Here is a 14,937-nt window from a genome sequence, read left to right as displayed (position 1 = left end):
ATTATGATTGTATCATAAAGGCTGTAAAGAATGATAAACACACAAGAATACAAATGCGTAAATCCTGAAAGACTGGATACTTTTCTGACTGCACAGATAGGACAGACCCGTTCGCAAATAGCAGGACTGATCAAACATGAATGTGTCTTTGTAGATGGAAAAAAAGTTCCCCGTCCGGGTGTAAAACTTAAATCAGGACAGAGAGTCAGGGTAGAATTTCCGGAGGCAAAAGAGGAAAAAGCACTTGATGTAGATTTTGATGTTGAAATTTTATATGAAGATGATGATGTTCTGGTCATAAACAAGCCAAGCGGAGTGACAGTACATCCTGCACCGAGTGTCAAAGAAGCAACCCTGGTTGACTGGCTCAAGCACAAAGGTATCAGGCTTTCTACCATAAGCGGGGAAGAGCGTCACGGTATTGTGCACCGTCTGGACAAAGGAACGAGTGGCACAATGGTTGTTGCCAAAAACAATGCAGCCCATGAATTTTTGTCACAGCAGTTGCAGGACAAAAGTATGGGACGCTATTATATAGCTGTTATTGTGCCTCCTTTAAAAGAAGAAATTACCACAATAGAATCAAACATAGGCAGAAGTGCCCATAACCGTTTGAAAATGGCATCCGGACTCGAACATGCAAAGTATGCAAAAACGATGTTTAAGCATCTGGCTTTGAGTGAAGACGAACATACTCAGCTTATAGCCTGCAAGCTTTTTACCGGAAGAACCCATCAGATAAGGGTACACCTTGAGAGCATAAACCGTCATATTTTGGGAGATCATATCTATGGACTGAGCCCAAAACAGGAGAACTCGGAACGTATTTTGCTGCATGCCTATATGATTTACTTTATTCATCCCTCAACAAAAGAAAAGTTAACTTTTCAAGCAGAGTTTGATGCTATAATGCGAGAAACAATTTATAAAAAATTTGATACGGAGATTTTAAATGAAGTTATTGAGCCTGAGTACATTATGCGCAGTTTCACTGCTGATTCTTAGTGGTTGTCAGGGAATAAGCCCGCTGCCAAAGAAAAAAGTTGCTATAGACTCTACACTGCCTGTTGTAACGCTTACAAAAAACGGAATCATGCGTGATATGAAAACCGTAGCCTTTGAATGGAAAAGTATAAAAGATCCGCGTGTAAACGGTATTTATGTCTATAAAAGAATTTTAGGAAAAAAAACTACAAAAGAACTGGATTATTACGACCGTATAGACAATAGATTTAAAACGCATTATCTTGATGCAAAGAATAAACCGGGAACAAAATACAGTTATGCTTTCAGGGTGGTTTCCAAAGATGCCCAGGGACAACTCAGTAAAGTATACAATGTCAGCACTCTCCCTGTTTTGGAATCCGTTGCCTGGATACACTCCATTGCCGGACTTCCGCGAAGTGCGAAAATTATATGGAGACCGCATGAAAATCAGCGGGTTGCATCCTATATAATTGAGCGCCAGAGTGTTGAAGATGAGTCATTTAAAAAGATTGCAACACTAAAAGGGCGCTTAAATGCCGAGTATATTGATGAAGATTTAAAAGACAATGCCGTATATCTGTACAGAATTCGGGCAAAGACCTATGATGGAATCATTTCACAACCTTCACAAATTGTAAAATCTGTAACAAAGGCATTGCCAAAAAGTGTAGAACATATAAGTGCAAGCAAAAATTTGCCAAAAATGATAAAAATCAGCTGGTCTGTTTCAAAACAAAAAGATTTTCATCAATACTATTTATACAGAGGCGAAGATATAGACAGCTCTTTTGAACTGATAGCCAAACTGTACAACAACAGCTTTACGGATCATATCAACAAAGACGGACAGGTTTATTTTTACAGAGTCAGTGTTGTGGATAAAGACGGGCTTGAAAGCGAACATGATGAAAATACCGTTATGGGGATGACGCTGCCAAAACCCGATGCTCCTGTTGTTACCTCAATACAGCTTACTGATTCAGGTGTAGAACTTTCCTGGAAAGCCACAGACGCAAGAATCAAATCATATAAAATTGTCAGAAAGCGCCAGATAGGCTGGTTTAAAGAGACAACAAAAGAGTATAAAAATATTCATACAAACAGATTTCTTGATACAAACATTACTGCAGACAGTATCTATACATATACTGTCTACGGCATAGATGAAAACGGTATAGTTTCAAAACCGAGTACCGAAGTCAAAATAAAAGTGGGTGCATTTACCAAGGTGGTTGATGGAGAAAAGAGTGCGCCGGTGAAAGAGGTTCATGTCAAAACCTATATAAAGAATACAGACAGTACACAAGAGAGAGTGACTCCTGTCAAAGATTTAGATTTAAACGAGATTTAATGCCACATTTACATATAGAAAAATTTAAACAAATTGATTTTCCAAAGGTTTGTGATGAGGTAAGTTTTAATTTTATTGCATCAAATGTTTTGCATTCTGATGAAAAGCTCATTGCAACGACTGTAGAAGGTGAAGATTTTTTTCTTTTGGTTAAGGAAGAAGAGAACAGAAGCCTGCTTAAAACCGACAAGCTTACGCGTCCCGCTTCCATACACAATGTACATAAAGCACTTTTGGCATATGCAAAAGCTGCAGGCTTACATGTAATCACATCCAATGTACCCCAGGCACCGAAGAATATACACCTGCAAGAAGTAACGGCACTCAAAAAAATAGAATATTTTGCCAATGAATTTCCACAGGACAAAGAGGTCCGCATTGAAGTAGGCTTTGGTTCGGGACGGCATTTGTTGCACCAGGCAGCAAAGAATCCTGATGTGCTCTTTATAGGCTTGGAGATTCATCGTCCTTCCATAGAACAGGTACTTAAACAGAGTGTCATACAAAAGCTAGATAATTTACTTGTGCTTGATTATGATGCGAGGCTTTTTATGGAGCTTGTTCCTTCAAATATTGTCGGGGCTGTTTATGTGCATTTTCCTGTTCCATGGGACAAAAAACCGCATCGCAGAGTTATTTCAACTTCTTTTATCAAAGAGGCCCGTCGTGTATTGAAGGTTGGCGGAACTTTGGAACTCAGAACAGACAGTGAAAACTATTATGCGTACTCTTATGAGACCTTTATAGCCTTTGACAAAACAACACTGCAAATTAACAAAAACAAAGACATTGCCATCAGTTCAAAATACGAAGACAGATGGAAAAAAATGGAAAAAAACATTTATGATGTGACAATGATAAATGATGAGTTTTCTCAGGAGTTGGCTATTGAAGGTGATTTTGCTTTTACAAAACCTGGCTTGAGTGCAGAAGAAATCATTGCACTGCATAATAAGACTTTTCGTTTTGAAGGCGGTTTTATACATTTTGAACGGGTATACAGACTCAAAGAAGGGGTTATGCTGCGTTTGTCAATGGGGAGTTTTGACAGGCCGGAACATTTGTATCTTATTATCAATAATGAGGAAGTTTTCTACTATCCTGAGTACCCATTAAAATCACGCAGTAATCTCAAAGCACACAAAGAACTTAACAAGGTGTTACATGGATAAAGTTATTATTGCACAGAACCTCTCTCTTGCTTATTCCAAAGATGAAACCATTATAAACAAAGCAAATTTTTCTATAGACTCGGGAAGTTTTGTTTTTATAACCGGAGCAAGCGGCAGTGGCAAATCAACACTTTTAAAGTCACTCTATGGTGCGCTCAAGCCCATTGAGGGAAGTCTTGTTGTGGGAGGTGTTGAGCTCAAAGGTGTTTCAAGTGCAAAGCTGAATTTTTTGCGAAAGCACCTTGGCATTGTTTTTCAGGACTATAAACTTGTAAAAGAGTGGACGATAGAAAAAAACATCATGCTGCCGCTGATTATAAACGGCTATGAAAAAAGTATCACACAGAGTCAGGTTGACTCTTTGCTTAAGCATGTAAGACTGCAGCATCAAGTGGGAAAGTATCCTTTGGAACTCAGTGGTGGAGAGCAACAGCGTGTAGCCATGGCAAGAGCCTTGGCACATAATCCGATTTTGATACTTGCCGATGAGCCGACAGGCAATCTTGATGATTACTCTTCACAGCTGATCTGGAATCTTTTAGAAGGTGCAAATGAGCAGCTTAAAACTACTGTTATTGTGGTAACACACCATATTCCTGAAACAATGAAGGTTGATTACAAGCACTATCATATAGAATTTGGAGAGGTACATGAAGTCATTTAAAAATCACATCTCTCTTGTTATTGCTCTTGTAAGTATACTTTTTTCATTGCAGATTTTTACTATAGTCGACAGATCTATCAATGCCTATAAAGAGAATCTGGCTAAAAACTATTCACTTGTGGTCGTCAGTCAAAAAACATTGCAGCCAAAAGAGTTGACGGATAAAATAACAGCACTCTCTTCTGTCGAACAGCTTTCTCCTGATGAGATCATAAAAAAACTCAATACAGGGATAAGTAAAAAAAATATAGAACTGTTGAAAATAACATTGCCAAAATTTTATAAATTTAAATTAAAAAGATATCCGACACCTGTAGAGTTGCAAAAAATAAAAAAAGAGCTTTTAGCGTACCCGTATATTACAAAAGTGGAAACTTTTTCAAATACACATGACACAACCTATAAACTGTTGCTGCTTTTTAAAAATGTCATATCTGTTTTGGCAATATCTATTTTGCTTGTTACGATACTTTTAATATTTAAAGAACTTCGTATATGGCAGTTTAAACACAATGAAAGAATGAATATAATGGGATTGTTCGGTGCTCCTGTATGGCTGCGTTCAGCAGTTTTGTTTCGGCTTTCCATTGTTGATGCATTTATAGCCTTTGGTATTTCATTTGTAGCTTTTTCCTATTTTGCTTCAAGTCCGTGGGTAAAAGAGCAGTTTGCAAACATAGGTATATCTGTTGTGATTTTTGACAGAGTGTATGATTCACTGATTATGCTTGGCGTTTCTATAACAGTCTCTATTTTACTGGCAGGTTTTATAGTTTTAGGGCATAAAGAAGAGGTCTGATGAGAGCTGTATTATTTTTTTTACTCTTTACATGTAGCAGTATTTTGTTTGGTGCGACAGCAATAGATAAAAAAATAAACAAAACAAGTTCTGCGCTGAAGTCTTATACGAAGAACTATTCTGTACTCAATGCGAAAATGGCACAGACGGCAAAAGCCATCATCAAGCAAAAAACAGAGTTGGCAAAAAAAACGCTTTATCTCAAAAAGTTAGAAAAAGAACTCTCTCTCAAAGAGAGCAGTCACAGTGAAAATACACAACAGTTGAAAATTTTAAAAAAATCCCAGGAAGCACTTCAAAAAAAACGGCAAAAACTCGAAGAGGATCTGATTTTTGTTATAGCCAAAACTGTCTCTTTATCAGTTGTTCTGGAAAAAGAATATCCTGAAAACGAAGAGGCTATCATGGAGTTTGAAGTTTTAAAAGCTATGCTCAAAGCCTCAAAAGACAAAGCAAAACTTTTAAGCAGAAAATTTTTTGAAAATGAAAAAAATATAGATTTAATCAGTTTACATGTAAGTTCACTCGAAGTGGCAATCGCCAATATAGATCAAAAAAGAAAAGAAGTAATCCGAAGAAGAAAAGAGAACAAAAAAGCATTGAAAAAACTGACTTTGGCAAAAGAGTCCTACAAAAAAGAGTTAAAAAGTCTTATCAGAAGGCAAAATGCTTTAAAAAGAACGCTTTCTAAGCTGAATCTTATAAAAATAGATGAAATTAAAAGAGCAAAAGAAGAGAAGATGAGAAAACTGGCTTTTGCAAAACGTCAGAAAAAACTTGGAAAAAACCTGCCAAAAGTAAAAAAACACGGCAGCAGCTATCAGGCAATAAAGACAATCAGGTACAGAGGACGAAAAACGATTGCTCCGCTCAATGCTTATACCATTACAAAAAAATACGGTACCTATACAGATCCTATTTACGGTATAAAGATATTTAATGAATCTATCTCTTTGAAACCAAAATATCCTAATGCAAAAGTAAAAACTGTTTTCAACGGTAAGGTAATTTATGCGGCAAAGACAGCGGTTTTAGACAATATTGTTATTGTCGAACACAAAAATGGACTCCATACAATTTATGCAAATCTTTCACAGATAGCACCAAATGTCAAAAAAGGGAAAAAGATTGCCAAAGGGGCAACAATCGGCAGGGTCAAAGATGAACTTGTTTTTGAAGTTACACAAAAAACAAATCATATTAATCCGATACGCTTATTTCAATAGATTTTGATATAATTGCAAAAATAAAAAACAGAGAAAAAATATGAACTTTATTCAAACACGCGGCGCAGATAAAAACAAGCCGCAAACGGTTACCTTTTCAGAGGCAATATTGAGTCCTATAGCATCTTTTGGCGGTTTATATGTTCCGCAGAATCTTCCTGATCTCGGAGAAGAATTTTTACAAAAGCATCTGAACTCTTCTTATAAAGAACTCGCAGCAGATATGTTAGATCGTTTTGAAATAGATATCGCAAAAGAAGTGATTGATGAAGCACTGGGTCTGTATGACAAATTTGATGATGCATCCAATCCTGTGCCTGTTGTAAAAGTCAAAGAAAACCTCTATATCAGTGAATTGTATCACGGGCCTACCCGCGCATTTAAAGATATGGCACTGCAACCCTTTGGTGTAGTTCTCTCTTCTATCGCACAGAGATTAAATGAAAATTATTTGATTTTGGCTGCAACAAGCGGAGATACCGGTCCTGCGGCACTTGAAACTTTTAAAAACAGAGCAAATGTAAAAGTTGCATGTTTGTACCCGGATGGCGGAACAAGTGATGTGCAGCGTCTGCAGATGGTGACAGAAGATGCACCAAACCTAAAAGTCATCGGCATAAACGGTGTTTTTGATGATGCACAGAGTGCTTTAAAACGTTTGCTGGCTTCGCAAAGTTTTAAGGATGCACTGCAAAAAAAAGATATGAAACTCTCGGCAGCAAATTCGGTCAATTTCGGACGTATAATATTTCAGATTATTTATCATATTCATTCTTATCTGGAGTTGGTTCGTCAAAATGCCGTTGCAATGGGTGAAAAAGTCTATCTGAATGTTCCAAGCGGGAACTTCGGAAATGCTCTTGGGGGATATTATGCCTGGAAAATGGGTCTGCCTGTTGAAAAAATCATTATTTCATCCAATGAAAACAATGTGCTTACGCGTCTGATTCGTGACGGGAAATATGATTTGAGAAATTGTGAAGTTATCGGTACGACATCACCTGCTATGGATATTTTAAAGTCATCCAATGTTGAAAGAGTTTTGTTCGATCTGTTTGGAGAAGGCAGAACAAAAGAGTTAATGCAAACTCTTGAAGAAAATAATTTTTATGAATTGACTGCGGATGAACTTACAAAGCTTCGTGAGTGTTTTGATGCTGATTTTTGTACAGGAGAAGAGGGGAAAAAATACATCAAAGAGACTTTTGAAAAATATAACTATTTGATGGATCCGCATACGGCTACATGTATGAAATCCTACGAAACATGTTCAAAACCTGAAATTAAGACGATTGCATATTCGACGGCTGAGTGGACGAAATTTTCTCCGGTAATTGCAAATGCACTGACAGGAGAGATTGGTATGAAAGATATTGAAGCGTTAGAATCAATATCGAGAGTGGCAAATCTTGAAATTCCAAAGATGATACAAGAGTTGTTTACCAAACCGACAGTGCAAAAAACAGTGATAGAAAAAGAGGAAATAGAAGAAGAGATACTCAAATTTTTGTAACATTTTTACAAAAGCGATAAATAATTATTATTAACAGTTTAAGTTGTCATTAACTATTAAAGATGTAAAATAACTTTAATAGGAAAAATTATGAATGAAACAACGACTGAGGATAAGTTAAAGCAAAAGCGGAATATGCTTTATTACAATCAACTGATTTTGAATGAAAGACGTGCAAAGTCTTTTCATGGAAGAAAAACAAAAACAGCTAAAAAGCGTACAAGTTTTGGTTCCCAAAAAGTCGATTTTAAAGATTATCTGTTTATTCCCCAACAATGGGAATTTGTTGCATACATACTCTATTTTGTCGGTATCCCCTATACCGTTGGAGCTTTGTTTTTATTTTTATTTATAGCAAATGCAAATTGGGAAAGCTTTCAGTTACTGAATCTCAATGCATTTCCTGTAGTTTGGCTGATAGGGTATGAAATAGTCTCTGTCTGTCTGTTAATCTGGATTATGATTTTGTATTTGACCTATGAATCAGAAGAGGGGTATTAAAGCAGCCCGGCGTTACAGCTTCACTGCTTTTTTATAGGCTTCTTCTATTGCTTCGATACAGGCATTGCGAACATTTCCTTTCTCGAGTGCAGCATACCCTGCTGCTGTTGTCCCTCCCGGACTCATGACACCGTCTTTAAGCAGTGCAGGGTGTATTTCCTGGATAAGCTCTCCAAAACCGTCAAACAAACCGCGCATAATAGCCATGGCATCTTCGCGTTTGAGTCCCTGTTTGACAGCTCCGTCGCTTAAAGATTCTGCAATAAGTGCAAGATAGGCAGGACCACTGCCGGCAAGAGCTGTTGCTATGTCTATCTCTTTCTCATTTGCCAGCCATCTTGTTGAGCCGATAGAATTAAAAAGCGTTTGTGCTTCTTCTTTATAGGTGGTGTCTCCTGTGAGTGTTGTCATGGATTTTCCAACACTTGCCGCAAGGTTTGGCATAGCTCTTACAACTGCAGATGTGTTAAAATGGTCTTTGAGCTTTTGAATGCCTGTTCCGGCCAAAACCGAATAGAGTACCTCTGCTCTGCCTTGCAGTTTTTTTGACACTTCTTCTACATTTGCCGGCTTAACACACAGGAGAATATTTTTATCTTCAATATTAAAATTATCAAGAAGAGATTTCTTTACATGTACACCGAGTTTTTCTTCAAAACTCTCCAACTTTTTACGGTCTCTTCCCACTACTTCTATTTTGTAACTGTTTTTTAAACCTTTGGCAATGCTGAGTGCCATATTGCCATTTCCGATAAATGTAATTGTTTTCATACAAGTCCTAAATGTTTTATGGTAGTATAACATTATTAAAATAAAGTCTAAAAAATGGGTGGGGATATGGAACAATTTTTAAAAGAAGCAAAAACTGCGAGTAGAGTATTTAACAGTTTGAGCGGACGTGATAAAAACAAAATACTACACGAAATGGCAAATGCTTTGCGTGCCAATACTATGGATCTTATAGAAGCAAATGCTATTGACATGCTCGAAGGTGAGAAGAACAAATTAAGTTCTGCATTGATGGACAGACTTTTTTTGGATGAAGAGAGAATAGAGTCTATGGCAAAGGCTGTAGAAGAGATAGCTGCACTCAAAGAACCGGTAGGACGCGTACTTGACGGGTGGCTGACTGAAGATGGGCTGAAAATAGAAAAAGTGAGTATTCCCATTGGTGTAATCGGTATAATTTACGAATCACGCCCTAATGTCACGAGCGATACAGCTGCTCTTTGTTTCAAAAGTTCAAATGTCTGTGTTCTCAAAGGCGGCAAAGAAGCAGAGCGTTCAAACAAAGCAATCGCTAAAGTCTTAAAAGCGGTCCTGGAAAATCATGATTTGCCGACATCTCTTATATCTTTGATTCCGGACAGTTCCCGTGAGGGTGTGGCCAAACTTATCAAAATGGACAAATATGTAGATCTGATTATTCCTCGCGGAGGAGCAGGGCTTATAAAGTTTGTCAGTGAAAATGCAACGGTAAGTGTTGTCAAGCATGACAAAGGGCAGTGTCATACCTATATAGACAAGGACGCAAATATTGAGAGTGCCATAAAAATTGCCATTAATGCAAAAGTACAAAGACCGGGTGTCTGTAATGCAATGGAGACACTGTTGGTAGACAAAACAATAGCAAAAGAGGTACTTCCTTTATTAAAAGAGGCTTTTGACAATGCAAATACACAATTAAAGGGCTGTGCGAAAACTCAGGAGATAATCAGTGTTGCAGATGCGACAGATGCCGATTATGATACTGAGTATTTGGCAAATATTTTAAATTTGAAGGTTGTTGAGGGTGTCAACGGGGCAATTGAGCATATAATACATTTCGGCTCAGGACACTCGGAAGCTATTGTTACTGAAAATATCACTACAGCAGAGAAATTTTTAAACAACATTGATGCAGCGGCAGTTTATGTCAATGCCTCTACCCGTTTTACAGACGGAGGTGCTTTTGGCTTTGGTGCAGAGGTGGGAATCAGTACAAACAAACTCCATGCAAGAGGTCCTATGGGCATAGAAGGATTGACAACGTATAAATATAAAATTTATGGAAGCGGGCAGATAAGATGATGTTGACTGTTGATGAACTAAAAAGTATTGTTTTTTTTGAAAATCTCAATGAAAAAGAGTTGAAACTGTTACTTTCAATCACAAGAAAGAGAAGTTTTTCTCAAGGTGAAATTCTTTTTTATGAAAAAGACAAAGCAGAGCATCTTACGATGGTGCTTGAAGGTGTTGTGAAAATTTATAAAATAGATCCAAAAAACAATGAAATCGTTCTGCATCGGTTTAGACCAAAGAGTATGGTGGCTGAAATGGCGGTTTTTGAAGGTATTCCTTATCCTGCTTCTGCTGCTTTTGAGAGTGACGGAAGCGTTTTAGAGATAGATTTTGAAAAATTCAAAGAGTATTTTCTTGGAAATCAAGACATCTCTTTGGCTCTTTTTAAATCACTGACCCAAAAAATCAAGCATCTTGACAATGTGATAGCCTTGAATGTTGTTCTGGACTCAACGGCAAGAGTTGCAAAATATATCTGTGAAAATGACGAGGCACTGAAGATGAAAAACAATCAGCTTGCACAATATCTGCACATGACACCTGAAACACTTTCGAGAATACTTAAAAAATTCACAAAGTTAGGATTTGTAAAAAAAGAGGCAAGTTCATACCAAATCACCAATAAAGAGGCATTAACCATCCTTTTTGAGTGATTTTTTTCTTTTTATTGATATTAGTCAAGCCATTATTACGCTTTCTTGATTACAATCATGAAATCTTATAAGTAAAAGGATTGATAATGTCACATATACCCAATGAAGCTGAAAAAATAGTTGTTGACGGTGCTACCGTTGATTTTTACAAACTGCAAAAAGATGGAGAGAGTACCTATTATTTTGACACATCAAAAGAGGGGCCGCCACACCCGATGGTGAATGCAATGGCAGGTTTGGCTCTTATAAAAGGCACTAACGATACTCTGGTTATGATCAACCATAAAGCACCGGGAGGACTCTTTGCAAAACTTGAAGATGATGTGAAGTATGATATACAAGAACTGGATGACGGTTTGGTAAAAGTTGTTTTTTCCTATAACAAAGATGCTGCAAGTGAATCTGATTTGACACAGACAAGTTGTGGCGGTTGAGCTGAGTAATGGTAAAAATATCGCAGGACTTTGCACCGCCGTTTAAACTGATAGCTCCTTTTTTCCTGATAGGGAGCCTGTTTTATTTTTTTGCATCAGTCTATCTTTTTTCATTTGATGCTGCAAATCTCTCTTTTGTCAACCCGGATATGATAGCTTTTACGCATCTGTTTTTATTGGGTTTTGTCATGATGGTGATTTTTGGTGCAATGGCACAACTGGTTCCGGTTGTTCTTGAAGTCGGACACTTTGGTGTAGAACTTTTTTATGCAATTTGGCCGTTGCTGCTTACGGGTACACTGCTCATGGTATTGGGATTTTTGTATTTTCCCGCGCTGTTGCCTTACGGCGGCGTGACTGTATTGATATCTATGCTGATATTTGTAGGCGAAATTTTTTTAACAATATTTAAAGTCAAAAAATTAACTTTGGTGATGAGCAGTCTGCTTATTTCAAATACTTTTTTGTTTTTCGGAATAATTTTTGGGCTTTTAATGGCACTCTCTTATGCCGGAACAATTTCTTTGGATATTGCATCCTTGCTCAAAGCCCATGTCTATGCGGTTTTAGGCGGTTACATTGCTATAACCATTATGGGACTCTCCATTGTGCTTGTGCCTATGTTTACGCTCTCTCACAGCTTTTCTTTGAAGCCATTAAAGATTTCTTTGATCATGATGAGTGCGGCTGTTGTGAGTGTTGTCATATCTTCATTTTTTAAGATAGATATACTGGCTTATATCGGCTATGCTTTGGCAGCTGTTTCGATGGTTGTCTATTTTTATCTTATTTATATAATTTATAGCACCAGACCAAGAAAAGAGAACGATATCTATGCGGTCTCTTTGATGTTCTCTTATATTTCCATGTTGGTTTCCATTGTGATTGTCGTTTTTTATTTTCTGACACAAAAAGAGGAATTTTTGCTGGCCTCTATGTGGCTGCTCTTTTTTGGATTTTTTGCTTTTTTGATTACAGGGCATATTTACAAAATAATTCCGTTTTTGGTCTGGTTTGAAAAGTTTTCACCATTGGTGGGGAAACAAAAGGTTCCAATGCTGGCAGATATGGTACCGTACAAAAGTTCGCAGGCTCAGTTTGTGTTTTGTGCAGTCGGTGTTGTTTTGATTACCATCGCAATACTTACAAAAGGTGATGCATTCCTACATGCCGGTGCTTCTTTTCTTTTTATAGGAACATTGGCATTTATCAGAAATGTATTTTATATGATAAATTTTAAAGCATAAAATTTTATAAGAGGAGAATTACATGTATACAAAAGATGAATTATTTCAAGCAATTTCAACGGTTATAGATCCGGAAGTAGGTTTTAATCTTGTGGAAATGGGTCTTATCTATGATGCCAGTTGTGATGAAGAGGGGAATGTTAAAGTAGTCATGACGCTTTCAACAAAGGCCTGCCCTATGCATCAGATGATTTTACAATGGGTAAAAGAGGCAGTAGAAAAACTGCCAAATGTAAAAAGTGCTGATGTAGAAGTTGTCTGGGAACCGCAGTGGAATATTTCCATGGCTGATGAAAATGTCAAAAAAGCATTAGGTGCTTAATATTTCATGAGCCTGCTACTGAGGCTCATGTTTTAAATAACTGTTTTTTATCACTATCATTTCATATACCGAAACTTTTGGCATCGCTTCGTCTATAAGTTGGTCTGTATCTTTATATTTACCCTGCATTCTTTTTATATCATCATAAGCTTTAGGCTTGACCTCACTTGTTGCAACAGAAATAACAGCAGCCCATATAAGAATAATGGCAATCCATACTATTCTTTTTGCTCCGGCATAAACACCTAAAAAATGAAAGATAATTGTTAGAACAATTCCAATACTCAACAAAAATGTCAAACTCATAACTGTATCCTCTCTCCTTTTGGGGTAATTGTAATATTTGCATCTTTAAACATCTGATCTCCAAAATCCTTCACACCTAAAGTTCCAAGTAGCATTAAAACAATGACTAAAATCAAAAATATAATAGCCATACCATATCTTTTGAGTCTACTTATCATTTTTACTCTCATCTTTTGGGGCAATAGGTGAATAGTCTACGCATCTTGCCGTATGAAAATCTCTGATAAAATCAGGATTTTTGAAGTAATCACCATCAAGTTTCCATCCAAGTTCTTTGGAAATCAAAACAGACTGTGAAATGGTTCTTCTCATCTTGTTTTCACAGATGACAGTCTTGCCTTCATTGAAAATTTCTTTGACACCCTGCATTCTTTTGGTTGTTACAAAATAATGAATACCTATCATAATGGCAAATATGGCAAATATGCCAGTCATTCCTTTTTTAAAGGCACCTTTTGGCATAAAGTCCCTTGTTGTGACAAAGGCGGTAATGGCCAAAAAAAATATTCCTATGACAATATATGCAATTTCCAATTCAAAAAATCTTTCCATTATATTTCTCCTTTATGCAACTGTAGCATGTTTTTTTTCCCATTCGGCAAATTTGGGTGTGAAATACTCAATCCGTACCTTTTTAAACTCTTTTGATGAGTACAGAGGCATGTAGTCTTTTGACTCTATCTCCTGTGCCATCTCCGCAATCATGGCATTTGTCTCTTGTGTCGTTTTTCCGTGGACCATTGTAAAGAGATTATAGGGCCAGTTTTTGTATTTTGGACGCAGGTAGCAGTGACTTACGGCAGAAAAAGCCGCTGCTTTTGCCCCTATCTCATCACCAATCGTTTCATCAACATCCCATACGACCATGGCATTTGCATTGAAACCTGCTTTTCTATGGTTTAAAATGGAGGCAAACCGTCTCATGACACCGGCTTCTTGCAACTCCTGCAGGGTATTGAAAAAGGTTTCGTAGTCTATATCGAGATCATTGATGATATCAGCAAAGGGTTCACTGACAAAATCAATGTCATACTGCACTCTTTGAATAATTTTATGGTGCAAAGGTGTCAGTTTTATATCTTTATGAACAACTTTTTTTACCTCTTCTTTTTTTTCGTCTTTTCCTGTCGTATTGAGTTTGACATTGATTTTAAAAAGCTTCAATGTAGGCAGAACAATATAATCATCTGCCTCTGTAAGGCTCGCAAGTGTTTGTATTGTTTTTTCTAAACCCAAAACAGAATCAGGTGCAACTGCCATGGTAAACCAGATGTTAAAATCATGGTTTCTTTCGTAGTTATGCGAAACACCCGGATGGGCATTGATAATCTTTACGGCAGTGCTGATTTTTTCTTCGGGAATTTTAAACGCAACCAAAGATGACTTGTACCCCAGGCGTTTTGTGTCAAATATAGCGGAAGTCTGTCGTATGATATTTGCTTTTTTTTCTGCTTGCAATATCTCTAAAACTTCATCTTCTCGCATACCCAACTCATCAGCAATCACCTCAAAAGGTTTTTGTACCAACGGAAACTTTTTCTGTATTCTTGAAAGTATCTCTTGTTTCATCTGTATTACTTTATATTAATTTTTAGCATAATGATTGTATCTATCTTTATCTAAATTTAAATTGATATTTGTCAAGAACTTTATGTCTGTATATGTTATGATTAGATTACAAAAACTTAAGTAAGGGTATTT

At 37.0% G+C, this 14,937-nt stretch carries 18 protein-coding genes; 13 read left to right on the top strand and 5 right to left on the bottom strand.

What is annotated here, in order from left to right; translation table 11 throughout:
• Positions 1 to 30 precede the first annotated feature (30 nt).
• From FJR45_RS08535 to FJR45_RS08500, 8 genes are all read left to right on the top strand, one after another.
• The gene (locus FJR45_RS08535) at positions 31 to 1,005 is read left to right on the top strand and encodes an RluA family pseudouridine synthase (protein ID WP_193150164.1); all 975 of its coding nucleotides are present in this window, start codon (positions 31 to 33) and stop codon (positions 1,003 to 1,005) included.
• Positions 953 to 2,338, top strand: coding sequence for a fibronectin type III domain-containing protein (locus FJR45_RS08530; RefSeq protein WP_193150163.1), 1,386 nt, complete (start codon positions 953 to 955; stop codon positions 2,336 to 2,338). The genes FJR45_RS08535 and FJR45_RS08530 overlap by 53 nt, the downstream gene beginning before the upstream one ends.
• The gene (gene trmB, locus FJR45_RS08525; RefSeq protein WP_193150162.1) at positions 2,338 to 3,510 is read left to right on the top strand and encodes a tRNA (guanosine(46)-N7)-methyltransferase TrmB; all 1,173 of its coding nucleotides are present in this window, start codon (positions 2,338 to 2,340) and stop codon (positions 3,508 to 3,510) included. The genes FJR45_RS08530 and trmB overlap by 1 nt, the downstream gene beginning before the upstream one ends.
• Positions 3,503 to 4,174 (top strand): cell division ATP-binding protein FtsE, encoded by a 672-nt coding sequence (locus tag FJR45_RS08520; RefSeq protein ID WP_193150161.1) that lies wholly within the window; start codon positions 3,503 to 3,505, stop codon positions 4,172 to 4,174. The genes trmB and FJR45_RS08520 overlap by 8 nt, the downstream gene beginning before the upstream one ends.
• Entirely contained in the window at positions 4,161 to 4,973 is an 813-nt protein-coding gene (locus tag FJR45_RS08515) for a cell division protein FtsX (protein ID WP_193150160.1), read from the top strand. The genes FJR45_RS08520 and FJR45_RS08515 overlap by 14 nt, the downstream gene beginning before the upstream one ends.
• The gene (locus tag FJR45_RS08510) at positions 4,973 to 6,199 is read left to right on the top strand and encodes a murein hydrolase activator EnvC family protein (protein ID WP_193150159.1); all 1,227 of its coding nucleotides are present in this window, start codon (positions 4,973 to 4,975) and stop codon (positions 6,197 to 6,199) included. Before FJR45_RS08515 ends, FJR45_RS08510 begins: the two co-directional genes overlap by 1 nt.
• Positions 6,200 to 6,239: 40 nt before the next feature.
• Positions 6,240 to 7,712, top strand: coding sequence for a threonine synthase (thrC, locus tag FJR45_RS08505; protein ID WP_193150158.1), 1,473 nt, complete (start codon positions 6,240 to 6,242; stop codon positions 7,710 to 7,712).
• A 90-nt stretch (positions 7,713 to 7,802) separates the two neighbouring features.
• The gene (locus FJR45_RS08500; protein ID WP_193150157.1) at positions 7,803 to 8,213 is read left to right on the top strand and encodes a hypothetical protein; all 411 of its coding nucleotides are present in this window, start codon (positions 7,803 to 7,805) and stop codon (positions 8,211 to 8,213) included.
• A gap of 12 nt (positions 8,214 to 8,225) precedes the next feature.
• Here FJR45_RS08500 and FJR45_RS08495 read toward each other — a convergent pair whose 3' ends face one another.
• A complete protein-coding gene (locus tag FJR45_RS08495) occupies positions 8,226 to 8,984 on the bottom strand; it encodes a pyrroline-5-carboxylate reductase (protein WP_193150156.1) in 759 nt (252 codons plus the stop codon).
• A gap of 66 nt (positions 8,985 to 9,050) precedes the next feature.
• Here FJR45_RS08495 and FJR45_RS08490 point away from each other — a divergent pair, with 66 nt between their 5' ends.
• The 5 genes from FJR45_RS08490 to FJR45_RS08470 all read left to right on the top strand — a co-directional run bounded on the left by FJR45_RS08490 (position 9,051) and on the right by FJR45_RS08470 (position 12,930).
• Positions 9,051 to 10,283, top strand: coding sequence for a glutamate-5-semialdehyde dehydrogenase (locus FJR45_RS08490; RefSeq protein ID WP_193150155.1), 1,233 nt, complete (start codon positions 9,051 to 9,053; stop codon positions 10,281 to 10,283).
• Positions 10,280 to 10,927 carry a Crp/Fnr family transcriptional regulator gene (locus tag FJR45_RS08485; protein ID WP_193150154.1) on the top strand — a complete coding sequence of 216 codons (648 nt, stop codon included), beginning with the start codon at positions 10,280 to 10,282 and terminating at the stop codon, positions 10,925 to 10,927. The genes FJR45_RS08490 and FJR45_RS08485 overlap by 4 nt, the downstream gene beginning before the upstream one ends.
• Before the next feature lie 86 nt (positions 10,928 to 11,013).
• Positions 11,014 to 11,361, top strand: a complete 348-nt coding sequence (locus FJR45_RS08480) for a hypothetical protein (protein ID WP_151899951.1) — start codon at positions 11,014 to 11,016, stop codon at positions 11,359 to 11,361.
• An 8-nt stretch (positions 11,362 to 11,369) separates the two neighbouring features.
• Positions 11,370 to 12,608, top strand: a complete 1,239-nt coding sequence (locus FJR45_RS08475) for a hypothetical protein (RefSeq protein ID WP_193150153.1) — start codon at positions 11,370 to 11,372, stop codon at positions 12,606 to 12,608.
• Between the two features lie 22 nt (positions 12,609 to 12,630).
• A complete protein-coding gene (locus tag FJR45_RS08470) occupies positions 12,631 to 12,930 on the top strand; it encodes a metal-sulfur cluster assembly factor (protein ID WP_193150152.1) in 300 nt (99 codons plus the stop codon).
• Between the two features lie 15 nt (positions 12,931 to 12,945).
• Here FJR45_RS08470 and FJR45_RS08465 read toward each other — a convergent pair whose 3' ends face one another.
• Genes FJR45_RS08465 through ahbA form a run of 4 tightly spaced genes read right to left on the bottom strand, consistent with a single transcriptional unit; the run spans position 12,946 to position 14,805 of the window.
• Positions 12,946 to 13,236 carry a hypothetical protein gene (locus tag FJR45_RS08465; protein WP_193150151.1) on the bottom strand — a complete coding sequence of 97 codons (291 nt, stop codon included), beginning with the start codon at positions 13,234 to 13,236 and terminating at the stop codon, positions 12,946 to 12,948.
• On the bottom strand, positions 13,233 to 13,394 hold the full coding sequence (locus FJR45_RS08460; protein ID WP_193150150.1) for a hypothetical protein: 162 nt from the start codon (positions 13,392 to 13,394) through the stop codon (positions 13,233 to 13,235). The genes FJR45_RS08465 and FJR45_RS08460 overlap by 4 nt, the downstream gene beginning before the upstream one ends.
• The gene (locus tag FJR45_RS08455) at positions 13,384 to 13,788 is read right to left on the bottom strand and encodes a hypothetical protein (RefSeq protein WP_193150149.1); all 405 of its coding nucleotides are present in this window, start codon (positions 13,786 to 13,788) and stop codon (positions 13,384 to 13,386) included. Before FJR45_RS08455 ends, FJR45_RS08460 begins: the two co-directional genes overlap by 11 nt.
• Before the next feature lie 12 nt (positions 13,789 to 13,800).
• A complete protein-coding gene (gene ahbA, locus FJR45_RS08450) occupies positions 13,801 to 14,805 on the bottom strand; it encodes a siroheme decarboxylase subunit alpha (protein ID WP_193150148.1) in 1,005 nt (334 codons plus the stop codon).
• Positions 14,806 to 14,937 lie beyond the last annotated feature (132 nt).

The organism is Sulfurimonas sediminis (genome assembly GCF_014905115.1).
Taxonomy (GTDB): Bacteria; Campylobacterota; Campylobacteria; order Campylobacterales; family Sulfurimonadaceae; genus Sulfurimonas; species Sulfurimonas sediminis.
Note: the sequence above shows the minus strand (reverse complement) of the source record. Positions and strands in the feature narration are given on the sequence as shown.

Bases quoted from the DNA above. Each gene is read 5' to 3' on its own strand.
- thrC (WP_193150158.1), top strand. From the start codon at position 6,240: ATGAACTTTATTCAAACACGCGGCGCAGATAAAAACAAGCCGCAAACG.
- FJR45_RS08530 (WP_193150163.1), top strand. From the start codon at position 953: ATGAAGTTATTGAGCCTGAGTACATTATGCGCAGTTTCACTGCTGATT.
- FJR45_RS08485 (WP_193150154.1), top strand. From the start codon at position 10,280: ATGATGTTGACTGTTGATGAACTAAAAAGTATTGTTTTTTTTGAAAAT.
- FJR45_RS08515 (WP_193150160.1), top strand. From the start codon at position 4,161: ATGAAGTCATTTAAAAATCACATCTCTCTTGTTATTGCTCTTGTAAGT.
- FJR45_RS08490 (WP_193150155.1), top strand. From the start codon at position 9,051: ATGGAACAATTTTTAAAAGAAGCAAAAACTGCGAGTAGAGTATTTAAC.
- FJR45_RS08470 (WP_193150152.1), top strand. From the start codon at position 12,631: ATGTATACAAAAGATGAATTATTTCAAGCAATTTCAACGGTTATAGAT.
- FJR45_RS08460 (WP_193150150.1), bottom strand. From the start codon at position 13,394: ATGATAAGTAGACTCAAAAGATATGGTATGGCTATTATATTTTTGATT.
- FJR45_RS08500 (WP_193150157.1), top strand. From the start codon at position 7,803: ATGAATGAAACAACGACTGAGGATAAGTTAAAGCAAAAGCGGAATATG.
- trmB (WP_193150162.1), top strand. From the start codon at position 2,338: ATGCCACATTTACATATAGAAAAATTTAAACAAATTGATTTTCCAAAG.
- FJR45_RS08455 (WP_193150149.1), bottom strand. From the start codon at position 13,788: ATGGAAAGATTTTTTGAATTGGAAATTGCATATATTGTCATAGGAATA.
- FJR45_RS08510 (WP_193150159.1), top strand. From the start codon at position 4,973: ATGAGAGCTGTATTATTTTTTTTACTCTTTACATGTAGCAGTATTTTG.
- FJR45_RS08495 (WP_193150156.1), bottom strand. From the start codon at position 8,984: ATGAAAACAATTACATTTATCGGAAATGGCAATATGGCACTCAGCATT.
- ahbA (WP_193150148.1), bottom strand. From the start codon at position 14,805: ATGAAACAAGAGATACTTTCAAGAATACAGAAAAAGTTTCCGTTGGTA.
- FJR45_RS08535 (WP_193150164.1), top strand. From the start codon at position 31: ATGATAAACACACAAGAATACAAATGCGTAAATCCTGAAAGACTGGAT.
- FJR45_RS08520 (WP_193150161.1), top strand. From the start codon at position 3,503: ATGGATAAAGTTATTATTGCACAGAACCTCTCTCTTGCTTATTCCAAA.
- FJR45_RS08465 (WP_193150151.1), bottom strand. From the start codon at position 13,236: ATGAGTTTGACATTTTTGTTGAGTATTGGAATTGTTCTAACAATTATC.
- FJR45_RS08480 (WP_151899951.1), top strand. From the start codon at position 11,014: ATGTCACATATACCCAATGAAGCTGAAAAAATAGTTGTTGACGGTGCT.
- FJR45_RS08475 (WP_193150153.1), top strand. From the start codon at position 11,370: ATGGTAAAAATATCGCAGGACTTTGCACCGCCGTTTAAACTGATAGCT.